The organism is Roseovarius sp., assembly GCF_965277045.1.
In the GTDB taxonomy this organism is placed as follows: domain Bacteria; phylum Pseudomonadota; class Alphaproteobacteria; order Rhodobacterales; family Rhodobacteraceae; genus Roseovarius.
Map to the genome: position 1 here is coordinate 3,543,031 of NZ_OZ255712.1, position 23,684 is coordinate 3,566,714.

General features: G+C 64.1%; 24 protein-coding genes. 11 read left to right on the forward strand and 13 right to left on the reverse strand.

Annotated elements, in window-relative coordinates; genetic code table 11:
- Positions 1-11: 11 nt before the first annotated feature.
- The 3 genes from dnaN to gyrB all read left to right on the forward strand — a co-directional run bounded on the left by dnaN (position 12) and on the right by gyrB (position 4,859).
- Positions 12-1,130, forward strand: coding sequence for a DNA polymerase III subunit beta (gene dnaN, locus ACQY4V_RS17660; RefSeq protein ID WP_428513925.1), 1,119 nt, complete (start codon positions 12-14; stop codon positions 1,128-1,130).
- Positions 1,131-1,183: 53 nt separating this feature from the next.
- Positions 1,184-2,287, forward strand: coding sequence for a DNA replication/repair protein RecF (gene recF / locus ACQY4V_RS17665; protein ID WP_428513927.1), 1,104 nt, complete (start codon positions 1,184-1,186; stop codon positions 2,285-2,287).
- 154 nt (positions 2,288-2,441) lie between these two features.
- A complete protein-coding gene (gyrB, locus tag ACQY4V_RS17670; RefSeq protein ID WP_428513929.1) occupies positions 2,442-4,859 on the forward strand; it encodes a DNA topoisomerase (ATP-hydrolyzing) subunit B in 2,418 nt (805 codons plus the stop codon).
- A 395-nt stretch (positions 4,860-5,254) separates the two neighbouring features.
- On the opposite strand, the gene ACQY4V_RS17675 is transcribed toward gyrB, so the two are convergent.
- The gene (locus ACQY4V_RS17675; RefSeq protein WP_428513931.1) at positions 5,255-5,560 is read right to left on the reverse strand and encodes a hypothetical protein; all 306 of its coding nucleotides are present in this window, start codon (positions 5,558-5,560) and stop codon (positions 5,255-5,257) included.
- Positions 5,561-5,573: 13 nt separating this feature from the next.
- On the opposite strand from ACQY4V_RS17675, the gene ACQY4V_RS17680 reads away from it, so the two are divergent.
- Genes ACQY4V_RS17680 through ACQY4V_RS17690 form a run of 3 tightly spaced genes read left to right on the forward strand, consistent with a single transcriptional unit; the run spans position 5,574 to position 7,170 of the window.
- A complete protein-coding gene (locus tag ACQY4V_RS17680) occupies positions 5,574-6,320 on the forward strand; it encodes a hypothetical protein (protein WP_428513933.1) in 747 nt (248 codons plus the stop codon).
- Positions 6,311-6,544 (forward strand): FAD-dependent oxidoreductase, encoded by a 234-nt coding sequence (locus ACQY4V_RS17685; RefSeq protein WP_428513935.1) that lies wholly within the window; start codon positions 6,311-6,313, stop codon positions 6,542-6,544. Before ACQY4V_RS17680 ends, ACQY4V_RS17685 begins: the two co-directional genes overlap by 10 nt.
- A complete protein-coding gene (locus ACQY4V_RS17690) occupies positions 6,541-7,170 on the forward strand; it encodes a GNAT family N-acetyltransferase (protein ID WP_428513937.1) in 630 nt (209 codons plus the stop codon). Before ACQY4V_RS17685 ends, ACQY4V_RS17690 begins: the two co-directional genes overlap by 4 nt.
- 413 nt (positions 7,171-7,583) lie before the next feature.
- On the opposite strand, the gene ACQY4V_RS17695 is transcribed toward ACQY4V_RS17690, so the two are convergent.
- The 7 genes from ACQY4V_RS17695 to ACQY4V_RS17725 form a co-directional block, all read right to left on the reverse strand.
- The gene (locus tag ACQY4V_RS17695; RefSeq protein ID WP_152490706.1) at positions 7,584-7,790 is read right to left on the reverse strand and encodes a formate dehydrogenase subunit delta; all 207 of its coding nucleotides are present in this window, start codon (positions 7,788-7,790) and stop codon (positions 7,584-7,586) included.
- Positions 7,780-8,610, reverse strand: coding sequence for a formate dehydrogenase accessory sulfurtransferase FdhD (gene fdhD / locus ACQY4V_RS17700; protein WP_428513939.1), 831 nt, complete (start codon positions 8,608-8,610; stop codon positions 7,780-7,782). The genes ACQY4V_RS17695 and fdhD overlap by 11 nt, the downstream gene beginning before the upstream one ends.
- Positions 8,607-11,540 (reverse strand): formate dehydrogenase subunit alpha, encoded by a 2,934-nt coding sequence (fdhF, locus tag ACQY4V_RS17705; protein WP_428513941.1) that lies wholly within the window; start codon positions 11,538-11,540, stop codon positions 8,607-8,609. Before fdhF ends, fdhD begins: the two co-directional genes overlap by 4 nt.
- Positions 11,537-13,051, reverse strand: coding sequence for a formate dehydrogenase beta subunit (locus ACQY4V_RS17710; RefSeq protein ID WP_428513943.1), 1,515 nt, complete (start codon positions 13,049-13,051; stop codon positions 11,537-11,539). Before ACQY4V_RS17710 ends, fdhF begins: the two co-directional genes overlap by 4 nt.
- On the reverse strand, positions 13,048-13,524 hold the full coding sequence (locus ACQY4V_RS17715) for a formate dehydrogenase subunit gamma (protein ID WP_428513945.1): 477 nt from the start codon (positions 13,522-13,524) through the stop codon (positions 13,048-13,050). The genes ACQY4V_RS17710 and ACQY4V_RS17715 overlap by 4 nt, the downstream gene beginning before the upstream one ends.
- A gap of 92 nt (positions 13,525-13,616) precedes the next feature.
- Positions 13,617-14,504 carry a LysR family transcriptional regulator gene (locus ACQY4V_RS17720; protein ID WP_428513947.1) on the reverse strand — a complete coding sequence of 296 codons (888 nt, stop codon included), beginning with the start codon at positions 14,502-14,504 and terminating at the stop codon, positions 13,617-13,619.
- 105 nt (positions 14,505-14,609) lie between these two features.
- A complete protein-coding gene (locus ACQY4V_RS17725; RefSeq protein ID WP_428513949.1) occupies positions 14,610-15,764 on the reverse strand; it encodes a putative sulfate/molybdate transporter in 1,155 nt (384 codons plus the stop codon).
- Positions 15,765-15,875: 111 nt separating this feature from the next.
- Here ACQY4V_RS17725 and ACQY4V_RS17730 point away from each other — a divergent pair, with 111 nt between their 5' ends.
- Positions 15,876-16,085, forward strand: coding sequence for a TOBE domain-containing protein (locus ACQY4V_RS17730; RefSeq protein WP_152490713.1), 210 nt, complete (start codon positions 15,876-15,878; stop codon positions 16,083-16,085).
- Here the strand turns inward: ACQY4V_RS17730 and ACQY4V_RS17735 are convergent.
- The 5 genes from ACQY4V_RS17735 to tsaA are packed head-to-tail and all read right to left on the reverse strand — an operon-like array spanning position 16,040 to position 20,184.
- Positions 16,040-16,864 (reverse strand): ABC transporter ATP-binding protein, encoded by an 825-nt coding sequence (locus tag ACQY4V_RS17735; RefSeq protein ID WP_428513952.1) that lies wholly within the window; start codon positions 16,862-16,864, stop codon positions 16,040-16,042. The genes ACQY4V_RS17730 and ACQY4V_RS17735 overlap by 46 nt on opposite strands.
- Entirely contained in the window at positions 16,864-17,886 is a 1,023-nt protein-coding gene (locus tag ACQY4V_RS17740) for a FecCD family ABC transporter permease (protein WP_428513954.1), read from the reverse strand. The genes ACQY4V_RS17735 and ACQY4V_RS17740 overlap by 1 nt, the downstream gene beginning before the upstream one ends.
- The gene (locus ACQY4V_RS17745; RefSeq protein ID WP_428513956.1) at positions 17,859-18,887 is read right to left on the reverse strand and encodes an iron ABC transporter substrate-binding protein; all 1,029 of its coding nucleotides are present in this window, start codon (positions 18,885-18,887) and stop codon (positions 17,859-17,861) included. The genes ACQY4V_RS17740 and ACQY4V_RS17745 overlap by 28 nt, the downstream gene beginning before the upstream one ends.
- Position 18,888: 1 nt before the next feature.
- On the reverse strand, positions 18,889-19,680 hold the full coding sequence (locus ACQY4V_RS17750; RefSeq protein ID WP_428513958.1) for a molybdate ABC transporter substrate-binding protein: 792 nt from the start codon (positions 19,678-19,680) through the stop codon (positions 18,889-18,891).
- Between the two features lie 33 nt (positions 19,681-19,713).
- A complete protein-coding gene (gene tsaA, locus ACQY4V_RS17755; RefSeq protein WP_428513960.1) occupies positions 19,714-20,184 on the reverse strand; it encodes a tRNA (N6-threonylcarbamoyladenosine(37)-N6)-methyltransferase TrmO in 471 nt (156 codons plus the stop codon).
- 158 nt (positions 20,185-20,342) lie between these two features.
- Between tsaA and ACQY4V_RS17760 the strand changes: the two genes are divergently transcribed.
- From ACQY4V_RS17760 to ACQY4V_RS17775, 4 genes are read left to right on the forward strand one after another with little or no spacing between them, the layout of a single operon-like run.
- A complete protein-coding gene (locus tag ACQY4V_RS17760; RefSeq protein ID WP_428513962.1) occupies positions 20,343-21,050 on the forward strand; it encodes an ABC transporter permease in 708 nt (235 codons plus the stop codon).
- Positions 21,043-21,798: an ATP-binding cassette domain-containing protein gene (locus tag ACQY4V_RS17765; RefSeq protein ID WP_428513964.1), complete on the forward strand. Its 756-nt coding sequence runs from the start codon at positions 21,043-21,045 to the stop codon at positions 21,796-21,798. The genes ACQY4V_RS17760 and ACQY4V_RS17765 overlap by 8 nt, the downstream gene beginning before the upstream one ends.
- 27 nt (positions 21,799-21,825) lie before the next feature.
- The gene (locus ACQY4V_RS17770) at positions 21,826-22,644 is read left to right on the forward strand and encodes a substrate-binding domain-containing protein (protein ID WP_428513966.1); all 819 of its coding nucleotides are present in this window, start codon (positions 21,826-21,828) and stop codon (positions 22,642-22,644) included.
- 55 nt (positions 22,645-22,699) lie between these two features.
- Positions 22,700-23,599 carry a substrate-binding domain-containing protein gene (locus tag ACQY4V_RS17775; protein WP_428513968.1) on the forward strand — a complete coding sequence of 300 codons (900 nt, stop codon included), beginning with the start codon at positions 22,700-22,702 and terminating at the stop codon, positions 23,597-23,599.
- Positions 23,600-23,684: the final 85 nt, after the last annotated feature.

Consider the following 23,684-nt stretch of genomic DNA (forward strand, 5'->3'; position numbering starts at 1 on the left):
GGAGCGAGGGCATGAAACTCAGCATCGAACGCGGAACGCTGCTCAAGGCGGTTTCGCAGGCCCAGTCCGTGGTCGAACGGCGCAACACGATTCCGATCCTCGCCAACGTGCTGATCGAGGCCGAGGGCGACGCCGTCCATTTCCGCGCGACCGACCTCGATATCGAGGTGGTCGACAAGGCCCCGGCCCAGGTCGAGCGTGCCGGCGCCACGACCGTCTCTGCCGTGACGCTGCACGAAATCGTGCGCAAGCTGCCCGACGGGGCGCTGGTGACGCTGAGCGACGATGGTGCTTCGGGGCGCCTGACGGTCGAGGCGGGACGCTCGAACTTTTCTCTGGCGACCCTGCCCAAGGAAGATTTCCCGGTCATGGCCTCGTCGGAATATTCCTGCAATTTCTCGGCCAAGGCGCCGGTGTTGCGCCGGCTGTTCGACAAATCGAAATTCGCCATTTCCACCGAAGAGACGCGGTACTACCTCAACGGCGTCTACATGCACGTCTCCGATGGCGAGGGCGGCAAGGTGCTGCGCTGCGTGGCCACCGACGGCCACCGCCTGGCCCGGATCGACGCCGACCTGCCCGAGGGCGCCGAGGACATGCCGGGCGTGATCGTCCCGCGCAAGACTGTCGGCGAGCTGCGCAAGCTCTTGGACGATGACGACATGGCCATCGCCGTGTCTGTCAGCGAAACCAAGGTGCGGTTCGCCACGCCCAACATCACCCTGACGTCCAAGGTAATCGATGGGACCTTTCCCGATTACACCCGCGTCATCCCGCAGGGCAACACCCGCAAGATGGAGGTCGACGCCAGCGAATTCGCCCAGGCCGTTGACCGTGTCGCCACCGTCAGCTCCGAACGCTCCCGCGCGGTGAAACTGGCGCTGGACGAGGACCGCCTGATCCTGTCGGTCAACGCCCCCGACAGCGGCGCCGCCGAAGAAGAACTGGCCGTGGCCTATGGCGACGAGCGGCTGGAAATCGGCTTCAACGCTAAGTACCTGCTGGAAATCGCCAGCCAGGTCGACCGCGAGAATGCCGTGTTTATGTTCAATTCGTCAGGCGACCCGACGCTGATGCGCGAAGGCAATGACACCTCGGCGGTCTATGTCGTGATGCCGATGCGCGTGTGACTCCTGTCGGAGCCTCCGGCGGGTATATTTTCGGCAAGAAGAAAAGGGCGTGAATGCCCGGATTGTACCTGTCATCGCTCAACCTGTCGCATTTCCGGTCGCACAAGGGCGTGCGGATCGAGGCGGATGCGCGGCCCCTGGCGCTCTACGGGCCGAACGGGGCGGGCAAGACCAACATCCTTGAAGCAGTTTCGCTGTTCTCACCCGGGCGCGGCCTGCGTCGTGCGGCGGCACAGGACATGGCGCGGCGGCCCGATGCGATCGGATGGAAACTGACAGGGGTTCTGCGGTCGATGCACCAGGTCCACGAGATCGAGACCTGGTCCGAGGACGGCGGCGCACGGCAGCTCAGGATCGACGGCAAGGCCGCGTCGCAGGTGGCGCTGGGCCGTGTCGCGCGTGTGCTGTGGCTGATCCCGTCCATGGACCGGCTCTGGATCGAAGGGGCCGAGGGACGGCGGCGTTTTCTCGACCGCATGACGCTCAGCTTCGTGCCTGCCCATGCCGAGGCGACGCTGGCCTATGAAAAGGCCATGCGCGAGCGCAACCGGCTGCTGAAGGACCAGGTGCGCGACGGCCACTGGTACGTCGCGCTGGAGCGGCAGATGGCCGAGGCGGGGACCGCGATCCACGCCAACCGCGTCGCGGCGCTGGAACAGCTCGCCGAGGCGCAGGCGCAGGCCGAGACGGCTTTTCCCGTCGCCGAGCTTGAGCTGACCATGACCGAAGGTGAAATGCCGGGTACGGATTCCGATTTCCGCGATGCCCTGTCCGAAAGCCGCTTTCGCGACATCGCCGCCGGGCGCACGCTCGTGGGCCCGCACCGCGCCGATCTTTACGGCGTTTATGCCGCCAAGGGCGTGCCCGCGGCCGAGTGCTCGACCGGCGAACAGAAGGCGCTGCTGGTGTCCCTGATCCTCGCCAACGCGCGCGCGCTGGCGCAGGATTTCGGCGCGCCGCCGATCCTGCTGCTGGACGAGGTCGCCGCGCATCTGGATGCGGCGCGGCGTGCGGCGCTTTACGACGAGATCTGCGCCTTGGGGGCCCAGGCCTGGATGACGGGAACGGGGCCGGAGCTGTTTTCGGAATTGGGCGACCGGGCGCAGGTTTTCGAGGTGACCGAAACGGATGCGATCTCGTTCGTTAACCAACGCTGAAACGGCGAGAATGACACCGCCGCGATGCCACTCGGATACCGACGCAATACCGATATTAAGATACTGATCGTTAACCACAAAATATTGTGTCTATCGCGTGACATTCCCCCCCGGAAATCGTATAAAATACGAAAATGAACGAAGGATAATCTGCATGGCAGAACCCGCCGCGTCCCCCGAAGAGTATGGCGCCGATTCCATCAAGGTTCTCAAAGGGTTAGAAGCTGTTCGCAAGCGCCCTGGCATGTATATCGGCGACACCGATGACGGCTCTGGCCTGCACCACATGGTGTACGAGGTCGTCGATAACGGCATCGACGAAGCTCTGGCCGGCCACGCAGACCATGTAAGTGTCTGTATTCACGAGGACAGTTCCATTTCGGTCAGCGATAATGGCCGCGGTATCCCGGTTGAGATGCACGAGGAAGAGGGCGTGTCCGCCGCCGAGGTCATCATGACCCAACTTCACGCGGGCGGGAAGTTCGACAGCAATTCCTACAAGGTTTCCGGGGGGTTGCACGGTGTTGGCGTGTCGGTGGTCAACGCTCTGTCCGATTGGCTGGAACTGCGCGTCTGGCGCGCGGGCAAGGAACATGTCGCCCGTTTCGAGCGCGGCGAGACCGCCAAGCACCTGGAAGTGGTCGGCGACGCGGCCGGCAAGCGCGGTACCGAAGTGCGGTTCCTGGCATCGCTCGATACGTTCTCCAATCTCGAATACAGCTTTGAAATACTTGAGAAACGGCTGCGCGAACTGGCCTTTCTGAACTCCGGTGTGCGTATCATCCTGCGCGACGAACGGGCTGCCGAGCCGCTGGAAACAGAGCTGCATTACGACGGCGGTGTGCAGGAGTTCGTACGCTACCTCGACCGCAGCAAATCGCCGCTCATGACCGACCCCATCTTTGTGACCGGCGAGCGGGATGACATCGGCGTCGAGGTCGCGATGTGGTGGAACGACAGCTATCACGAGACGGTCCTGCCCTTCACCAACAACATTCCTCAGCGGGACGGGGGCACACACCTTGCCGGCTTCCGCGGGGCGTTGACACGTGTCCTGCAGAAATATGCCGCCGAAAGCGGTATCGCCAAGAAAGAGAAGATCACCTTCACCGGGGATGACGCTCGGGAGGGGCTGACATGCGTGCTGTCGGTCAAGGTCCCTGATCCGAAGTTCTCCAGCCAGACCAAGGACAAGCTGGTAAGTTCCGAGGTGCGCCCGGCGGTCGAAGGTCTTGTGAACGAGAAGCTGTCGGAATGGTTCGAGGAGAACCCGAACGACGCCAAGATGATCGTGGGCAAGATCATGGAAGCAGCCATGGCCCGCGAGGCGGCGCGCAAGGCGCGCGAGCTGACGCGGCGCAAGACGGCGCTCGACGTGAACTACCTTGCCGGCAAGCTGAAGGATTGTTCCGAGAAGGACCCGTCGAAGACAGAGCTGTTTCTTGTCGAGGGTGACAGCGCCGGGGGCTCGGCGCAAACCGGGCGGGACAGATCCACGCAGGCGGTTCTGCCCCTGCGCGGCAAGATCCTGAACGTGGAGCGGGCCCGCTTCGACAGGATGCTGTCGAGCCAGGAAATCGGGAACCTCGTAATGGCGCTGGGCACCGGAATCGGGCGCGACGAGTTCAACATCTCGAAACTGCGCTACCACAAGATCGTCATCATGACGGATGCCGACGTGGACGGGGCGCATATCCGGACGTTGCTGTTGACGTTCTTCTATCGTCAAATGCCCGAACTGATCGAAGGCGGATACCTCTACATCGCGCAGCCGCCGCTGTTCAAGGTCAGCCGGGGCAAGTCAGAAGTGTACCTGAAGGACACGCCGGCACTGGAAGATTACCTGATCGCCCAAGGCACGGAAGACGCCGTGCTGCGCCTCGGATCCGGAGAGGACATCACCGGGCAGGACCTTGTTCGTGTGGTCGAGGAAGCGCGGCAGGCAAGCCGGATTCTCGATGCGTTTCCAACACATTACCCGCGCCACATCCTGGAACAGGCGGCGATTGCCGAGGCGTTCGAGACGGGCCGCGCGGATGCGGACATCCAATCGGTTGCCGATGCCGTCGCCGAGCGGCTGGACCTTATTGCGCTGGAATACGAGAGGGGCTGGCAGGGGCGGCAGACGCAGGATCACGGCATCCGCCTTGCCCGTGTTCTGCGCGGCGTCGAGGAGGTTCGTACGCTGGACGGCCCCATCTTGCGCGGCGGAGAGGCCAAGCGGCTGGGCCAGCTGACCGAGGGTCTGCGCGAGATTTACAACGAGCCGGCGACCCTGCATCGTAAGGAGCGATCCCAGGCCATTTACGGCCCGCTGGACCTGCTGGATGCGATTCTCAAGGAAGGCGAAAAGGGACTAGCCCTGCAACGCTACAAGGGATTGGGCGAAATGAACCCGGACCAGCTTTGGGAGACCACGCTGGATCCCGAAGCCCGCACGCTCCTGCAGGTCAAGGTGGATGACGTGGCCGAGGCCGACGACCTGTTCACGAAGCTCATGGGAGATGTGGTGGAGCCGCGGCGTGAGTTCATACAGCAGAACGCGCTGAGCGTTGAGAACCTCGACTTCTGAGTATTTGTAGGTGAGCCCATTTTTTTCGCGGTGCGCATATTTTTTTGTGCCGCGTAAGGTCACGTGTTCCATTTTTCTTGAAATATCAGAGGCTTGGGTGAAATTTCCTTTTCGGCAGTTATTTGGGGTGCGGCTGCTCTTGGCCGGATCTGATCGGGCGTCTTCGTTTCCGTTGTCGCTTGTCGATTGCTGAATTCTGTCATTGCCCATGCGTAACCGCTAACTCTTACTTCCCGGAGCTTGTGCCTGATCAGGTAGTTTGTTCGACCGGTCAATTCCTTATCCACGGGTTGGTCAAGTCCGAAGGGAAGCGAAACTGCTCACTTCGCGATTGTGGCCACTTACGGCCCAAACCTGACATTCCCTCCAGTCCACTTCAGAATGCTGCGGCGCACCTATTTCCGATACAGATAGATCGGCGAGCTCCACGCCTGGAAGCCATCCTCGGTCGTCACCCGCACCCAGACAGGCGTGTCCCCGGTCTCGCGGATTTTTACGGATCTGGTTGCTATCACGCTACGTTCGAGTGGCGCGTCGGGAAGCCGTTGGATCGTGATCTTCTTCCCAAGACCACCGGCGTCGAACACCGAAGGTGCGAAGCCGACTTCTTTCAGGGCGACATCGAGCATTCCCTGGTTTGTGGAAATATTGAGACTGGCTTGTCGCTGCATACAGAGGAAATCGTCGCGGGCCTTTTCCACGTGAGAACTGAACATGACGCAAAAGAGATTCACCATGCACGCTCTTCGCACAGCCGCGTTCGCGGCGCTATTTGCGCAGGCCGCCACTCCTGGAATGGCCCAATCGCCCGAGCCATTTGTCGGCGCCCACGGCGCCCTGACGCCCGCAACCTATACCGGAACGACCGAAACCGGCGCCTGGCACCTTGATGTCTGGCCAGATCAGGCCTTTCACCTGCGGCGCACCTCCCCGGACGGTGCCACCGAGGATCACGCCGGACGGTGGTATGCGGACGGCGAAACCGGCGCGTTGGTGCTGGACACTGGTGGCAGCGAGATCATCCTGGAGGTACGCATCGCAGAACGTTTGCGACCTCCAGGGGCGCCCGAAGATGCATCCGGTGATCTGGTAACGACAGGCCAGCTTGATCCGACCGGGATCGCAATGCCCATGTCAGGGATGTTCACGTATTTTGCCGATGCGCCGACATTCGTCCACTGCGCCACGGGCCGGCAGTATCCCGTTGCGCAGGAGGCCGGTTATCTCGCCCTTGAAAAAGCAGCGTTGATCCTGACGCCGCCCGACTTCGACGAGACCAAGACCTACCCGACCATTGTCGCTGTTCATCCCTTTGGGAACTGCAAGGAGCAGATGTACAGCGCGATCTATGGCAAGGCGCTCGCCGAACAGGGCTTCTGTCTCATCTCCACTCCCTGGTGGTTACGATGTGCCAGAAACCCTCTCTTATCAAACCGCCCTAAACTGTCACAATGGCGCTGACGTTAGACGTGTCCGGCTGGGCCGACGATCCCAATACGCTTGGGGCCTATGCGTCCGCGCGTCCCGGACGATACGAGGCGCGTGATCTGTTGGCGCAGCCCATCGCCGACAAGTTGTTTTTCGCGGGCGAGGCGGTCGCCGGTCCCTACGCCGCCCTGTGCAGCGGCGCCTATTATAGCGGACAGGCCCAGGCAAAGGCCGTCATCAAGGCGCTTGGATCATGACCTTGCCCTCCTGGCGAGATAGGCCTGTCCCGCCGGTGTCGCCAGAGGATCTTGTTCTGAGAACGGCAAGGCTGGAGCTTCGCCCGCTCACGCTGGCGGACGAGGATCTGGCTGTCACGCTTTTCACCAATCCGGAGGTGGTGAAGTACGTGTGTGACGTCTACAGCCCCGGTGAAATACGAAACCACCTGCCTATTGAAGTAAGAGGCGCCGCTGGTGGCCGTATCGGGATATGGACAGCAGCCCTCTTGGATACAGGCGCGAAGATCGGAACCTGCATCTTGCTGCCCCTTCCGATTGAAACCGACGACACGGATTGGTCGCTGATGATCGGTGATCGCTACCCGGACGCCGAAATCGAAGTGGGGTACATGTTGTTGCCCGCCTACTGGGGACATGGGTTCGCCACCGAGATCTGCACGCGTCTTCTGCAATTCGCCTTCGAACAAACGGCACTGGACGAGGTCAAGGCCGTCACCGACCTCAGCAACCTGGCATCGCAGCGGGTTCTTCAGAAATGCGGTCTTTCTGCCGAATGGGCACGGCGAGCTTATGCCGAGGATTGTGCCGGCTTCGGCATCACCCGACAGACATGGGGCTCAAGCCACGGTCATCGGGATTCGTGAATGTTCGAGCAAGACAAAGTAAAACTTTGTCGTGGTGAAGAGGTTTAACGCGAACAATCAAGTTAGCCGCGGAACGATGATTGTCTTACGAAACCCTCGAGGCTTCTCGGAAGAGACCGGAATTTGCGCGTTACTCCACGCAAATCTCCGCGCGGCAAGTCATTGAGGACCGATCGCCGCGATGATTGCTCCGACGAGATCGGCCCTTAGCTGACTTCCAAGCTGCGCAAGCCAAACTGCAGTACCGACACGGCTTGTTGCCGTTCCGCGGCAAGAGCAAGCTAAAGCGTTTCGCCTTGTACCTGATCCGTCAGCGAAAAGCGAAATGCTTTATGTAGCCCACTGCGCCGAAGCTCTTCAGAATAAACCGCCGCGCTCTTCGCCCGAGGCCGGTGAGAAATCCTCGGATCGCCTCAAGTGATCAGTCCTGCTGCCTTTCTCGCGATATCATCGACGTTCTCGCCGCCGTTTTGCACGTAGTCGCAGAATTGGCGACGCATCCTCGGGTCCCAGAAATCCTGCAGGTGGTTCGCGACGCGCTCGGCATGGTCGTTGCCGGGTTGGGACTTGAAGAACGTGGCGATCTGGTTGGCCATCATGACCAGTTTGTCAGGCGACATCGGAAACCTCGTGGGGAATGCGGTGCGGGTTGGAATACAGGTCGAAACCGCCGCCGCGGGCAAAGGCGGCCAGCGTGATGCCCGCCGGGTCGGCGAGGCGCAGGGCATGGGCGGTGGGGGCGGAGACGGCGACAAGTGTGCCGCAGCCGGCCATAGCGCATTTCTGCACCAGCTCGACCGAAAGGCGGCTGGTCATGACGAAAGCGCCGAAGCCCGGGTCGCGCCCCGCCCGCCACAGCGCTCCGATCAGCTTGTCGAGCGCGTTGTGGCGGCCTACGTCCTCGCGCGCCATGACAACGCCCTTGCCCGGCAGGACGAAGCCCGCCGCATGGGTCGCGCGGGTGTGGCGGTGCAGGGGCTGGATATTGGACAGCGCGTCGGCGGCATGGGCGATGTCGTCACGGCTGAAAGTTGGGCCAACTTGCGCCACGCTTGGCACGTCGCGCACCGCCTGATCCAGCGAGTCGATGCCGCACAGCCCGCAGCCCACCGGCCCGGCCATGAACCGGCGGCGTGCCGCCAGCGCCTCGCGCCGGTCGGCGCGCAGCCAGAACCGGGCCTCGATGCCCCGGTCGTGTTCCGCGATCTCGAAGCTTTCGATCTGGGCAGGGTCGGTCACGATCCCCTCGGTCACGGCAAAGCCATGGGCGAAATCCTCGATATCGCCGGGTGTGGCCATCATCACCGCCTGGGTCGAGCCGTCGAAGACCAGCGCCACGGGAAGTTCCTCGGGGAGGGCGCGGCTGACCCTGCGCGCGCCCTCTGCCTGAACGGATAATCCCGAGTGGCTTTGCGAGGGAGAAAAACCCAAGGCCATCATTCCGCCGCCGGAAGGATGCGGCGGGCCTGCGCGGCCTGAGCCGCGTAGTCTTCCTGCCAGTCGGTCGGCCCGTTCGAGGGGCTGACCTGCACCGCCGTCACCTTGAATTCAGGACAGTTCGTGGCCCAGTCCGAGAAATCCGTGGTGATGACGTTTGCCTGCGTGTCGGGGTGGTGGAAGGTGGTGTAGACCACGCCGGGGCTGACCCTGTCGGTGATCGTGGCGCGCAGCGCCGTCTCGCCCGAGCGGCTGGCCAGCTTGACCCAGTCACCCTCGTTCACGCCCCGGTTCTCGGCGTCGTGGGGGTGGATTTCCAGCACGTCGGCCTCGTGCCAGATGGTGTTGTCCGTGCGCCGCGTCTGGGCGCCGACGTTGTATTGCGACAGGATGCGCCCGGTTGTCAGCAAAAGCGGGAAGCGCGGGCCGGTCTTTTCGTCCGTCGCCACGTACTCGGTGATGATGAACTTGCCCTTGCCACGCATGAAGCTGTCCACGTGCATCAGCGGCGTGCCCTCGGGGTGCTCCTCGTTGCAGGGCCATTGCACGCTGCCCCTGGTTTCCAGCAGTGCGTAATCCACTCCGGCGAAAGAGGGCGTGGTGGCTGCGATCTCCTCCATGATGCGGGCGGGATGGGTATAGGTCCATTCCGCACGCCCGGATTTCTTCAGCATCGCGTTGGCCAGCAGCTGAGTCACTTCCCAGTCGGCATAGCCGTTCAGCGGTTTCATCACCTCTCGCACGCGGTTGATGCGGCGCTCGGCATTGGTGAAGGTGCCTTCCTTTTCCAGGAAGGTGGAGCCGGGCAGGAAGACATGCGCGTAGTTGGCCGTCTCGTTCAGGAAGAGGTCGTGCACGATGACGCATTCCATCGCCGCAAGGCCCGCCGCGACATGCTTTGTATCAGGGTCCGATTGCAGGATATCCTCGCCCTGGCAGTAGAGGCCCTTGAAGGTGCCGTCGACAGCGCAGTCCAGCATGTTGGGGATACGCAGGCCCGGCTCGGGGTCGATCTCGGTGCCCCAGAGCGCCTCGAACATCTCGCGCACATCGGCGTTCTTGACGTGGCGATAGCCCGGCAGTTCGTGCGGGAACGAGCCCATGTCGCAGGCGCCCTGCACATTGTTCTGCCCGCGCAGCGGGTTTACGCCCACGCCGCGCCGGCCAAGGTTGCCGGTCAGCATGGCGAGGTTGGCGATTCCCATCACGGTGGTCGACCCCTGGCTGTGCTCGGTCACGCCGAGGCCGTAGTAGATCGAGCCGTTGCCGCCCGTGGCATAGAGATGCGCCGCGGCGCGCAACTCCTGCGGATCGACGCCGGTCAGCAGCGCGGTCGCCTCGGGGCTGTGGCGCGGGTCCGACACGAAGGCCGCGTATTCCTGGAACTCTTCCCAGTCGCAGCGGCTGCGAATGAAGTCCTCGTTCATCATCCCCTCGGTCACGATCACATGCGCCAGTGCCGTGACCACGGCGACGTTGGTGCCGGGGCGCAGGGGCAGGTGATGCGCGGCCTCGATATGAGCCGACTTCACCAGGTCGATCCGGCGAGGGTCGATGACGACAAGTTTCGCACCTTGGCGCAGGCGCTTTTTCATGCGGCTGGCAAAGACGGGGTGGCCGTCGGTCGGGTTGGCGCCGATGACGATGATCACGTCGGTGTCTTCGACGCTGTCGAAATCCTGTGTGCCGGCGGAGGTGCCGAAGGTCTGGCCCAGCCCGTAGCCGGTGGGCGAGTGGCAGACACGAGCGCAGGTATCGGTGTTGTTGTTGCCGAAGACCGAGCGCGCCAGTTTCTGCACCAGGTAGGTTTCCTCGTTCGTGCAGCGGCTGGAGGTGATGACGCCGATGGATTTCTTGCCATAGGTCTCTTGCAGCCCCAGCATCTTGGTTGCGGCAAAATTAAGCGCCTCGTCCCAGCTGACCTCGCGCCAGGGCTCGTCCACCCGGTCGCGGATCATCGGTTTCAGGATGCGGTCGTTGTGATGGGCATAGCCATAGGCAAAGCGTCCCTTGACGCAGGAATGGCCCCGGTTCGCCTTGCCGTGCTTGTAGGGCACCATGCGGACCAGTTCGTCGCCCTGCATCTCGGCCTTGAAGGAGCAGCCGACGCCGCAATAGGCGCAGGTGGTCACGACCGAGCGGTTGGGCGTGCCCATCTCGATCACCGATTTCTCCTGAAGCGTCGCGGTGGGGCAGGCCTGCACGCATGCGCCGCAGCTGACGCAGTCCGAGGCGAGGAAATCGTCCTCGGCGGTGCCCGCGCTGACACGGGACTCAAAGCCGCGCCCTTCGATCGTCAGGGCAAAGGTGCCCTGAACCTCTTCGCAGGCGCGGACGCAGCGGTTGCAGACGATGCACTTGCTGGGATCATAGCTGAAATAGGGGTTCGAGGTGTCGGCCGGGATATACTCGGGATTGCCTTTGTCGCCCTCTGGCGCGCGGGCACGGGTATCGCCCTGCGCCAGCGTACCGCCCTTGGCGTCGTAGTGGTTGCGCCCGGCCTCGTAGCGTTGATCGCGCAGGCCCACGGCGCCGGCCATGTCCTGAAGCTCGCAATCGCCATTGGCCGAGCATGTCAGGCAATCGAGCGGGTGGTCGGAGATATAAAGCTCCATCACCCCGGTGCGGATCTTGCGCACTTTCTTCGATTGGGTGTGCACGGCCATGCCGGGGGCGACGGGCGTGGTGCAGGAGGCGGGCGTGCCGCGCCGGCCTTCGATCTCGACCACGCAGAGGCGGCAGGAACCGAACGCGTCAAGGCTGTCGGTGGCACAAAGCTTGGGCACCTGGATGCCCGCCTCGGCCGCCGCGCGCATCACGCTGGTGCCTTCGGGCACGGTCACCTCGAATCCGTCGATGGTCAGGGTCACGGGCTCGCCCGTCTTGGCGGGGGTGCCCATGTCGCGGTCGTTGGGAATGATCAGGTCTTTCATTCTGCGGCCTCCTTCGTGGTCGAGAATTCTTCCGGGAAGTGGGTGAGAGCGGACATGACCGGATAGGGCGTGAAGCCGCCCAGTGCGCAGAGCGACCCGTCGGTCATGGTCTCGCAAAGATCGGTGAGGATGGTCACGGCGTCGGCGTCGGCGTCGCCGCGCGCGATGCGGTCGATGGTTTCCACGCCGCGCACCGCGCCGATCCTGCAGGGGGTACACTTGCCGCAGCTTTCCACGGCGCAGAATTCCATTGCGAAGCGCGCCATTCCCAGCATGTCGGCGGTATCGTCGAAGACCACCAGGCCGGCATGGCCAATGAGCCCGCCCTCGGCGCCGAATTCCTCGTATCCCATCGGCGCGTCGAATTTCGACCGCGGCATGTAGGCGCCCAGCGGCCCGCCGACCTGGACCGCCTTGAACGGGCGGCCGGTGGCGGTACCGCCGGCAAGATCGTCGATCACCTCGCCCAGGGTCACGCCGAAGCCGGTCTCGAACAGGCCGCCGCGCGCGACGTTCCCCGCGATCTGAAGCGTGATGGTGCCGCGCGATTTGCCGATGCCGAAGCTGGCGTGATGCTCGGCGCCTTTCTCGAAGATCACCGGCACGGTGGCCACGCTGATGACGTTGTTGACCACGGTGGGCCGGCTCAGGAACCCTTCGAGCGCCGGAAGCGGCGGCTTGGCGCGGACGACGCCGCGCTTGCCTTCTAGCGAGTTCAGCAGCGAGGTTTCCTCGCCGCAGACATAGGCGCCTGCGCCCTTACGGATTTCCATGTCAAATTTGTGTGGCGACCCGAGGATATTTTCACCGAGGATGCCCTCGGCGCGGGCGATCTCGACCGCGCGGGTCATCACCGCGATGGCATCGGGATACTCGGATCGCAGATAGACATACCCTTTGGTGGCCCCGACCCCCAGTCCGGCGATGGCCATGCCCTCGATCAGGGTGAAGGGGTCGCCCTCCATGATCATGCGGTCGGCGAAGGTGCCGCTGTCGCCTTCGTCGGCATTGCAGACGATGTATTTCTGCGGCGCGTCCGCGTCGTGCACGGTCTGCCACTTGATCCCGGTCGGAAATCCCGCGCCACCGCGGCCACGCAGGCCGGAGGTCTTGACCTCGTCCACGATCTGCTGGGCGGTCATCGAAAGGGCACGTTTCAGCCCGGCAAGGCCACCATGCGCCTCATAGTCGTCCAGCGACAGCGGGTCGATCACACCGACGCGGGCAAAGGTCAGCCGGGTCTGGCGCTTCATCCAGTCGAGGTCATCCACCGGGCCGAGCGCCTTGGCGCTGCTGCCATCGAGAATGGCCGCCGCGTCCTGCGGCGTCGCGGGGCCAAAGCCGTGGCGGATGCCCTCGATCTCGACCTCGACAAGCGGTTCCAACCAGATCATGCCACGGGTTCCGGTGCGGATGATCTGCGCCTCGGGTGCGGCTTGTTTCAGGGCGGCGACAACCTCGTCGGCGCCAAGCGCCTTGGCGGCGCTATCCATGGGAACATAGATCTTCATGCGCCCGCCTCCGACAGCAGCGCATCCATGCGGCTGCGGTCCACATGGCCCACGCATCGGTCGTCCAGCATCGCGGCCGGACCGCAGGCGCAGAGGCCAAGGCAATAGACCGGCTCGACCGTGACCGCGCCGTTGATCGTGGTGCCGTGCCAGTCCAGCCCCAGCTTTGCCAGCGTCTCTTCTGCCAGCGCGTTGCCGCCCATCGCCTGGCAGGCCTCGGCGCGGCAGATCTTCAGAACATGCTTGCCGGCAGGGGCCTCGCGAAAATCGTGGTAGAAGCTGATGACACCGTGCAACTCGGCCTTGGTGATGTTGAGCCGATCCGCGATCATCTGCATGGCGGTCCGCGGAATGTGCCCGAAGCTCTCCTGCAACGCGTGCAGTATCGGCAGCAACGGACCTTCCAGATCGGCATTCGCCTCGATAAGCGCAGCGATCTCGTCTTCGGTGGGTGTGGGGGCGGCTGATTGCATGGGCTGACCTCCTGCGTCCAATTGCATCAAGCAGACAGAAGGTGCGGGCCGACAACAATATCGCAGATCGGTCGACCGATAGGGATAGGCTATCAATCCGCTTTCGACAGTTTCCTCGCGGTCCGCAGAAGGGCTTCCAGAACAGGGGTATGCGGCTCTCGGTAAGGGGCCACGAGGCCGACCGCGTGTGACGGCTCGCGACCTGTCAGCGGCACGACAGTCAGCGGCTTTCCCGCCACGAGGAAGCGCGCCAGTTCCTCGGGCAGCACGGTCAGGTACCCGCCGAATTCGACATTGGCCACCAGGACGATCGTTGAGTTTGATTCGATGCATGTCTCTGGCGAGACGTTGGCGGCAGAGAAATTCCTGTTGATGATCCGGCGGTTCTGCATGTCCGGGGTCAGAAGACAGAGCTTTTCACCCGCCAGTTCCTCCCACATCACTTGGGGCCGGTTCGCGAAAGAGGAGTCGTTGCCGCACACGAGCATGTACCGCTCTTCGTAGAGCGGCTCGGTGCTGACCCGCCCCATCGGTTCGTTGTCGAGATAGGAAATGCCCGCATCGACCTCGAGGTTGTCGAGCATCGACATGATCTCGATCGACGTGCGCGACAATATGGTGAAGTGAACCTTCGGATGCCTGGCATTGAAGCGCTGACACAGCCGAGCCGCCACCGTCAGGGCCGTCGGAATGACGGCGATGCGCAACTGCCCTGACAAGCCATCGCGCTTGACCCGCATTTCCTCGCGCAGCTGCCGCGTGTCGCCGACGATCTTCCTGGCCCAGTCCAGCGCAGTCTGGCCTTCCGGCGTCAGCCCGCCAAAGCGCGATCCGCGAAAGATCAGTTGCACGCCAAGTTGATCCTCCAGCGTCTTGATCCCGTTCGACAAGGTCGGCTGGGTGATGCCCAGACCGGCGGCCGCACGACCGAAATGGCCTTCCCTGGCGACGGCGATGAACATTTCCAGCTTGTCAATCATTTGGGTAAAGCCAATCAAAATAGGCTGCCCTGATAGATTTCTTGAATGACTGGTCTTTTTCCGGAGGAGGCTTTCGCGAAACCGAGGCCCGACACAGTGGCTTCGTCATTCCGGTTCTTCCGCTTTTCGGCCCGACAGGTGGGCAAGAACGGCTTTCCGAACCAACTCGACAAGTGTGCCGAGGATCAGCCCGATCAGCGGATTGCCCAGAAACGTCGCTAGGGCGGTGACCGCGATGACGGGTCTGCACGACGGCCTGGCGTCGAACAGCCGGCGATTGGCGGCAAGCTCGACGGCGGCAACCAGCAACAAGGCCCCCAGTGTTGCGGACGGGATCGCCAGCAACGCCATGTGCCGCAGGTCTTGCGGCAGCAGCGCCACCACCAAAAGCGCGGCCCCTAGCATCACCGGCGCGCCGCCGCTGCGTGCGCCGAAACGGTGATGCGCCGCGACACCCCCGGCTCCGTGGCACATCGGAAGCGCTCCGAACGGGGACGAGGCCAGGTTGGCGAAACCCGAGGTCAGGCACAGCCGCTTCGGAGTCACCCGTGCGGCGCGCGCGCCATAGCTGTCCCGGGCCACGATCGCGGTCAGGATCACCGCGTTGGTCAGGGTCAGGGCAAGTTGCGGCAGGGCGAGGTCGGTAATGGCGATGCGCATGTCTTCCAGGCTTGGAACCGGCGCCAGCCAGCCCGCAGCCGCAGCGCCAGCCAGATCGGGCAGGGCCTCGTGGCCGACGAAGTGGCCCGCCGCCACGCCGAAGGCCAGCGTCATCAACGCCGCGTGTGTGCCCAGCCGCAACGCCGCAGCCGCAAGCCCCAGCGACACCAGCCCGATGAGTGGCTGCCCGGCCATCAGCCCAAGCGATATCCAGGCCAGCCCCAGGCCCAGCCCCAACTGAAGCCCGGTTAGCACCGATTGCGGCACCAGGCGCGCGATGCGGTCTATGACGCCCGTTCCTCCCAGCAAGAGCAGCGACACGCCGATCAGCATTCCGCTGAGCGCGATGGAGGCCGGCGAGATCTCGGCCACCAGCGCCACGGCGACGATAGCCTTCATCGGCTGGACCGGGACCGGCAACCGGTAAATCAGGCCGGTCGCGATGTAGAAGAGGCCGAAGCCCAGCAGCACCTGTGTCGCCGACAGACCGACAAGGGCGATGGCCCCGATGGTCAGCGGCAGCAGCGTGCCGAGATCCCCCAGGGCCCCGTTCACTTCACGCAGGTCAAAGCGAAACCGGTCTGACGCGCGCGGACTCATCGCAGCTGCTCCCGATGCTGACCGCGTTGCGAAACCCGCGTGGGGTTGTTGAGATCGGAATTGTGCTTCATATCCTCAGCACGAAATTCACGATGACAGGAGACACAAGCCATGAAACTCAGCGCACGCAACAAGCTTGCCGGAACTGTGACCGCCATCGACAAGGGCGCGGTCAACGCGACCGTGCAGATCGACGTTGGCGGCGCCACCATGGTGACAGCGATGATCACCAATGCGTCGGTCGAGGAGTTGGGGCTTGAGGTCGGCAAGACGGCCTACGCAATCGTCAAGGCGTCGGACGTGATCGTCGGGTCCGACTGAGGGTGAAGGGACGGCAGGCAGACCTTTCGGCCTGACCCGGTGGTTTCGACGGTCACGGGGATGCCGTAGACCGTGCTGAGGCTGTGCGCGGTCAGCACATCGCTGGCCGGGCCGTCAGCAATGATTCGGCCTTGGTGCATCAGCAGGACGCGGGCATTGAGCGCAAAGGCCTGGTCGGGGTCATGGGTCGACAGGATGATCCCGCGCCGCTCGGACGACGCGCCTTGCGCCAGCTTTGCGATCCGCGCCAGAACCTGTGCCTGGTTCCCGAAATCAAGGCTCGCGGTGGGTTCGTCCATCACGATCATCGGTGTGTCCTGCGCCAGCGCTCGGGCGATCAGCACAAGCTGGCGCTGACCGCCGGAGAGGCGCGAATAATCGCGCGCGGCAAGGTCCCCGACCCCAAGTTGATCCATGGCCTTTTGTGCCGCATCACGATCCGCCCTGCCCGGTTGCGCAAACGGCCCCAGCCGCGCGGTGCGCCCCATCAGGACCACCTCCAGCGCTTCGAACGGGAAGGGTGGGGCATGGGCTTGCGGGACATAGGCGATGCGCCGGGCAATTTCGGCGCGGCGCTGCGCCGAGATCGGCGTGTCCCCAAGACGCACCTCACCGGACAGCGGCGGCAGCAACCCCAGCAACGTGCGGAAGAGTGTGGTTTTCCCGCACCCGTTGGGGCCAAGCAGGCATAGAATATCTCCGGCCTGAACCGACAGGCGTAGATCCGCGCCTACCTGCGCGTTTCCGTATCCGATGGCAAGGTCTCGTGCCTCCAGCATCACGACCACCCCCGCCGGCCACGCGCCAGCAACCACACGAAGAAGGGCGCACCGATCACCGCGGTCAGGATGCCCAGCGGTACCTCGGCCTGCGCCATCGTCCGCGCCGCCGTGTCCACGATCAGAAGATATCCCGCGCCGATCAGCACCGAGGCGGGCAAGAGCCGCCCAAAGCCGGGGCCTACGAGCATCCGCGCGATATGCGGAATCACCAGCCCGACCCAGCCCACCACGCCGGCCAGCGCCGTGACGCTGGCGGTGATCAGCGTGGCGGCGGCAATAACCAGGAACCGCGTGCGCCCGGCCTCGACCCCCAGCGCGCGCGCCTCCTCGTCGCCGAGGCTGAGGACGTTGATCCGCCAACGCAGCAGGGCCAGCGGCACGAGGCCGATCAGCACCATGGGCAGGGCGGGCAGGATATCCTCTGTGGTGATCGCGGCGAGCGAGCCCAGAAGCCAGAAGGTGATCGCCGGCAACTGGTCATAGGGGTCGGCCATGACCTTGAGCAGCGACGTCGCCGCCCCGGCCAGGGCGCCGATCACCACGCCGATCAGCACCAGCGTCAGTGTCCGGTCGGTGTTACGCACCATCGACGCCACCACCGTCACGATGCCCACCGCCGCCATGCCACCGACAAAGGCCGACGCCTGGATCGCCGCCACCGGCAGCGACAGGAAGATCCCGGCAACCGCACCAAGCCCGGCACCGGCGGACACGCCCAGGATATCCGGCGACACCAGCGGGTTGCGGAACAGCGCCTGGTAACTAGCCCCCGCCGCCGCCAGCGCCGCCCCCACCAGCAGCGCCGCGCCGACTCGGGGCAGGCGGATTTTCCACACCACGATCTCGGCCTGGCCCTCTCCTTGCCCCAGCAATGCCGCCAGTGTCTGGCCCGGAGACAGGCCATAGGGGCCGATCATGACCGCGCCGAAGGCAAGCATGGCCACGCTCAGTGCAAGGCCGCCGGTCAAGGTCAGGCCGGGCCTTGAGCCTTTCAGTTCGGCGGTCGTCCCTCGGCCCATGCCAGCAGCCTTTCAAGTTCCTCGTCGCTCAGGTCGACATGATAATAGAGTTCGTAGAAGGCGCGGGTCTCTGCGCGCAGATCGCCCTCCCACCTGTCAGGATAGAGCAATCCGGCCATCCATATCAGGCCCATCATCCGGTTCAGTGATGGCGGCCGGTCGATCCAGCCGAAGGGGGCGGTAGGCGACAGGTAGACCCGCCCCGCGTCGACCGCGTTTATGCCCTGCCACAGCGGGTCGTCGAAGACCTTGCCAAAAAAGTTCGGATCCCACGTCACGATCGTGTCCGGGTTGGCCACGATCACCTGTTCCATGGACGCCTGCACCAGACCGCGCGTCGCGCCGCCATCGTCCGCCACGTTGCGCCCGCCCGCGCGCTCGATGATCTCGGTGTTGATCGACCCTTTCATTCCCGTCTCCAGCCCCTCGGGACCACGGGCCAGGTAGACGCGGGGACGGTCCACCTCAGGCACGTCTTCGAGAATGGCGTCGATCCGGGCAAACGTCGCCTCAACGTCTTTGGCCAAAGCCGCGCCGCGCTCCGGTACGCCCAGTGCCTCGCCCAGAAGGCGCAGCGCGGCGGGCGTGTTCTCGAACCGTCCGTCGATCAGGATATAGGGGATGCCGGTCTGGTCCTGCACACGGTCCGCAAGGTCGATATAGGTGTCCCGGACCGACCCGAAATCGAGGATCAGGTCAGGCTCGATCTGCAGCACGCGCTCCAGGTTCGCCTCGCCGCCGCGCCCGGTCAGACGGCCGGTCTCGGGCAGGTCCCGATAGGGCTCGGCGATATAGGCGCTCTCCTCGGGTCGCAGGGCGCGGGGCCAACCGGTCATTGCCTCTGGCTTCATGATGTAAAGCAGGATAGCGGCCGGTGGCCCGGCGGCAAACACGGTGGTCACGTCGTCTGGAATCTCCACGGTCCGCCCGGCGCTGTCGGTGATCGTGCGCGCCTGCACCGGCAACGCCACCAGCATCAGCAGCAGAAGCAGATATCTCACGTCACTCTCCTTTCGGCACCGCCGCGGCGTCGAAACCGTATTCCGCCAAGACCGACTGGCCCGCGGGCGACAGGATGTGCAGCGCGAGTTTCGATGCCTCGGGTGGGGCGCCATCAAGCACGATCAGACCGTAATCGGCCCCCACCGACAACGGATCGGGGACCTGCACGATCTGCAGGTCCGGCAACTCCTTCCGGGCCAGCACTGCGTTGGTGCAATAGGTCAGGAACAGGTCGGCCTGGTCGCTGTCCAGTACCCAGGCATAGGTGTTGCGCCCCTCGGGCGGTGTGGCGCTGTCGGCCCCGCCGGTCAATTGCAGGGCCTTGGCCTTGAGCGCGTCGGCATGGCCGGACTTGTCGAACAGCTGATACGCGTAGTCGCCCGACGGATCGGCCTTGGGCGTAGAGGTGCCCAGGCGGGTGTTCTCGTCCAGCATGACGTCGAGCAGCGTCTCGGACGTCACCTCCACCTCGGGCCGCGCCAGACCGCAAAGGCGATTGCGGGCAAAGAGCGCGACGGGCCCGCCCTTGCCCGCGCTTTCCAGTGTCCGGGGGTGGCGCATGTTGGCAGAGGCGAAGACGTGCGCCGTCTCTCCCGCCTCGATCCGTTCGCGCATCAGGCCGGAGGGACCAAAAGTGGTCGTGACCAGCGTGCCGTAGGTCTCGGCATAGTCCGCGGCCACGTCAGACAGCGCGGCCTTCAAGCTGCCCGCGGCGTAAAGCGAGAGGTCTTGCGCCTGAGCCTGGTTCATCGTGAGGCCGAGGGCCGCTGCCAGCAGGAATGCGTGTCGCATGGTGAATTTCCCATTGTTCGTCTTCAGGATCGTTCAGGATTTCGGGGGCGCCACGGGGGTAAAGGCGCAGCGGTCAGGCTTGATGTCGATCAGCGGCGTGCCGTCGAGGCAATCCAGGCCACGCACGATTAGCGTGTTTTCTTCGATGCTCAGTAACCGGACAAGCGACGTGCCGATAGGGTTGGGCCGCACCGGCGAGCGCAAAGCGAAAGTTCCGACGGTCGCGCCGTCGCTGCGCGGGCTTTGGCAAACAAGATCGCGGCGGCTGCGGTCCAGCCAGTAAAGCACTTCGATCATCTCGTAATCTTCCAGCCCTTTCAGGGCTGGGCGCCAGACTGGATCCAGCTCGATCCGGCACTGTGGCCCGTCGCTCCGGCCCTGTCGCGGACAGTCCTCGCGCCGCAGCCAGGGCGTGTGGATCGTGCCAATAAAGTGTAGCGCCGCGTCGCCGGCCGCGGGCAGGTCCACGATTGTCTCACCGGGGCGAATGTCTGAGCCACTCATGGCGGCCTCCGTAAATTTTGCAGTTCCCGGCAAGGCGCAAGAAACAAAGCAGCTTTCCTCGGAACGTAGAATTTATTTTCAAGCATTGCCGTACTTGAACTTAGTCCGTTGGATCGCATAGTGTGCGAGGGAACGGAAGATTTGCAAGGTGGGAAATTTTGCAGTCTATTGGAGAAGCTTTCGGCCTCGCGCTCGACCTCGTCGCCTCGGGTGATGGGGATCTGATCGAAATCGTTCTGTTGTCGCTGCGCGTAAGCCTGACGGCCACCGTGCTGGCCTGCCTGATCGGCCTGCCGATCGGAGCGCTGGTGGCCACCGGGCGCTTTCCCGGGCGCAACGCCGTGCTGATTGTCATGAACGCGCTGATGGGGCTTCCGCCGGTGGTCGTCGGCCTGCTTGTTTATCTTCACCTTTCGCGCTCGGGTCCGCTTGGTTTTCTGGGACTGCTCTACACGCCAACCGCAATGATCATCGCCCAAACCATCCTTATCGCCCCGATCGTCGCGGCGCTGTCACGACAGGTGCTGGAAGATCTGCACGCCGAGTATGCCGAGCAATTCCGGTCGCTTTGCCTGACCAAGTTTCAGACCGTGCAAGCGGTATTGTGGGATGCGCGGTATTCTCTGCTAACGGTGGGGCTGGCCGGGTTCGGCCGCGCGGTCGCCGAGGTGGGCGCGGTCATCATCGTCGGTGGCAATATCGACCACCTGACGCGGGTCATGACCACCGCCATCGCGCTGGAGACCTCCAAGGGAGACCTCGCGCTCGCGTTGGCGCTTGGCATCATCCTTTTGGTCATTGCCTTGGGCGTCAATGCCGCCGTGCAATCGGTGCGCATGACCGCGGCTCGGCAAGCCTATGTCTGATGCGGCGCTTCCTCTGAGCCGCGAGATGGCCCCGTCCGCGCGGCCTGCCGCGATCCTGCCGCTGGCGGTGCGTAACCTCGGTCTGCGCTTCGGCAAGACGACCGTGCTCGATGGCGTCAGTTTTGATCTCGGGCCTTCCGGCTGCACCATGGTCATGGGCCCCAATGGCGCAGGCAAGAGCCTTCTGTTGAAGCTCTTGCACGGGCTGCTTCCCCCGACCTCGGGCAGTATCGACTGGCGCGGGCAGGGGCCGCGCGACGTCACCGCGCGACAGGCGCTGGTTTTTCAGAAACCTGTTCTGCTGCGGCGGTCGGTGGCGGCAAACGTCGATTTCGTCCTGAAAGTCCGTGGCAAGGACCGCGCGAGGGCCGCGGCCCTTCTCGATCACGTCGGGCTGGCCCACAAGGCCCATCAGCCGGCGCGCCTCCTGTCGGGGGGCGAGGCGCAGCGACTGGCGCTGGCCCGCGCGCTGGCGGCGGATCCTGAAGTGCTGTTCCTCGATGAGCCCACGGCCAGCCTCGACCCCGCGTCGGTCTTGGCCATTGAAAAGATCGTCCGGGACGCCAGCGCGCGCGGCGTGCGCATCATCTTCGTTACCCATGACGTGGGGCAGGCGCGGCGCATGGCCGACGATATCCTGTTCCTCAGCGGTCGCGGCATCGCAGAACACAGCCGCGCCGCAGACTTCTTCCCCGAGCCGCAAAGCAAGGCGGCGCGGGACTACCTGAACGGCGAGATCGTCGTCTGAAAGACTTCACGAAAGGGAGTATCCATCATGCAAATGAAATCATTCGGTGCGGCCGCTGTCGTGCTGGCCCTCACGGGCGGCGCCTGGGCGCAGGATCAGTCGATCATCGTGCAGTCCACGACATCGACGGCAAACTCGGGCCTTTACGACTACCTGCTGCCGATCTTCCAGGACAAGACCGGGATCCAGGTGAACGTCGTGGCCGTTGGCACCGGCCAGGCGATCAAGAACGCCGAGAATTGCGATGGCGACGTGCTGCTGGTTCACGCCAAGCCGTCCGAGGAAAAATTCGTCGAAGCGGGGTTCGGCACTGCGCGCACGGACCTGATGTACAACGACTTCGTCATCGTCGGCCCCGAGGGTGACCCGGCGGGCGTGGGCGGCATGGATGACGTGCAGGGCGCGATGTCCAAGATCGCCGAGGCGGGTGCGCTTTTCGCCTCGCGCGGGGATGACAGCGGCACCCACAAGAAGGAAATGGCGCTGTGGTCCGACAGCGGCGTCGATCCCACGGCGGCCAGCGGCGACTGGTACCGCGAGACCGGCTCGGGCATGGGCGCCACGCTCAATGCGGGCATCGGCATGGGTGCGTACGTGATGACCGACCGCGCCACCTGGATCAGCTTTGACAACAAGCAGGACTACCAGATCCAGGTCGAGGGTGACGAGGACATGTTCAACCAGTACGGGGTGATCCCGGTCAACCCCGAGAAATGCCCCAGCGTGAACGTGGACGCCGCGCAGACCTTTGCCGACTGGCTGGTCTCGGACGAAGGGCAGGAGGCGATTGCGGCCTACAAAGTGGCCGACCAGCAACTGTTCTTTCCGAACGCACCGGAAAACTGATAGATATGTCGGGGCGGTGGTGCACCCGCCGCCCAAACATCCTTATTCAGGTGCCATGGCCGAACTTGACCTTCCCGATCACGAATACCTGACCGTCAGGGAGCTGGCCGAGCTTCTGCGCCTCAAGGAACGCAAGGTTTATGACCTTGCAGCTTCGGGCGCGGTGCCGTGTTCGCGCGCGACCGGCAAGCTGCTGTTCCCGGCCAACGAAATCCGGACCTGGATCGCTCGGGCGCAGTCGGGCGGGGGGGATGGGCAGGGCAAGATTTCCAAGCCGCGCTCGCCCATCGTGCTTGGCAGTCACGATCCCTTGCTGGACTGGGCGATCCGCCAGTCGGGTTGTGGGCTGGCCACGCTGCATGACGGCTCTAATGACGGGCTCGAACGGTTCACGACCGGGGAAGGCATCGCGGCGGGCCTGCATATCCTAGATGCCGCCACCAATCTCTGGAACGTGCCCGCTGTCTCGAAAGCGGCCTCGCGTCAGAATGCGGTCCTTGTGCGGTTCGCCGTTCGGCGGCGTGGACTGGTGGTCCGGGCCGGAGAGCAAGTGCCTGATTCACTTGGAAATCTTGAGGGGTTTCGGCTTGTTCCGCGGCAGGCGGGATCGGGCACGGATACGCTGTTTCGGTACCTGGCGGAGGGGGAGGGGCTGGACCTGGCCGCGCTCGAGCTGGCGGAGGTCGCCCGGACCGAGGATGAGGCCGTGGAGGCGGTCCGGCGCGGGGCGGCGGATACGACCTTCGGGCTGGAAGCGGTTGCGCGGAGCTACGGGCTGGATTTCGTGCCTGTCATCGACGAAGAATTCGCTTTGCTGGTCGACCGCAAGGCGTGGTTTGAGCCGCCTTTTCAGGCGCTTATGACCTTCTGTACCTCGGATGCCTTCCGGGCGCGGGCGGAGGCCTATGGGGGCTACGACATCGAGGGTTTCGGCGCCGTTCAGTGGAACGCGTAGCGGGCGACGCGCGCCGGAAGGGACAAATCCAGAGTTTCCCTGAACCACCGGACGGGCGGGTTAACGCAGGCGCGAAGCCCGGAAA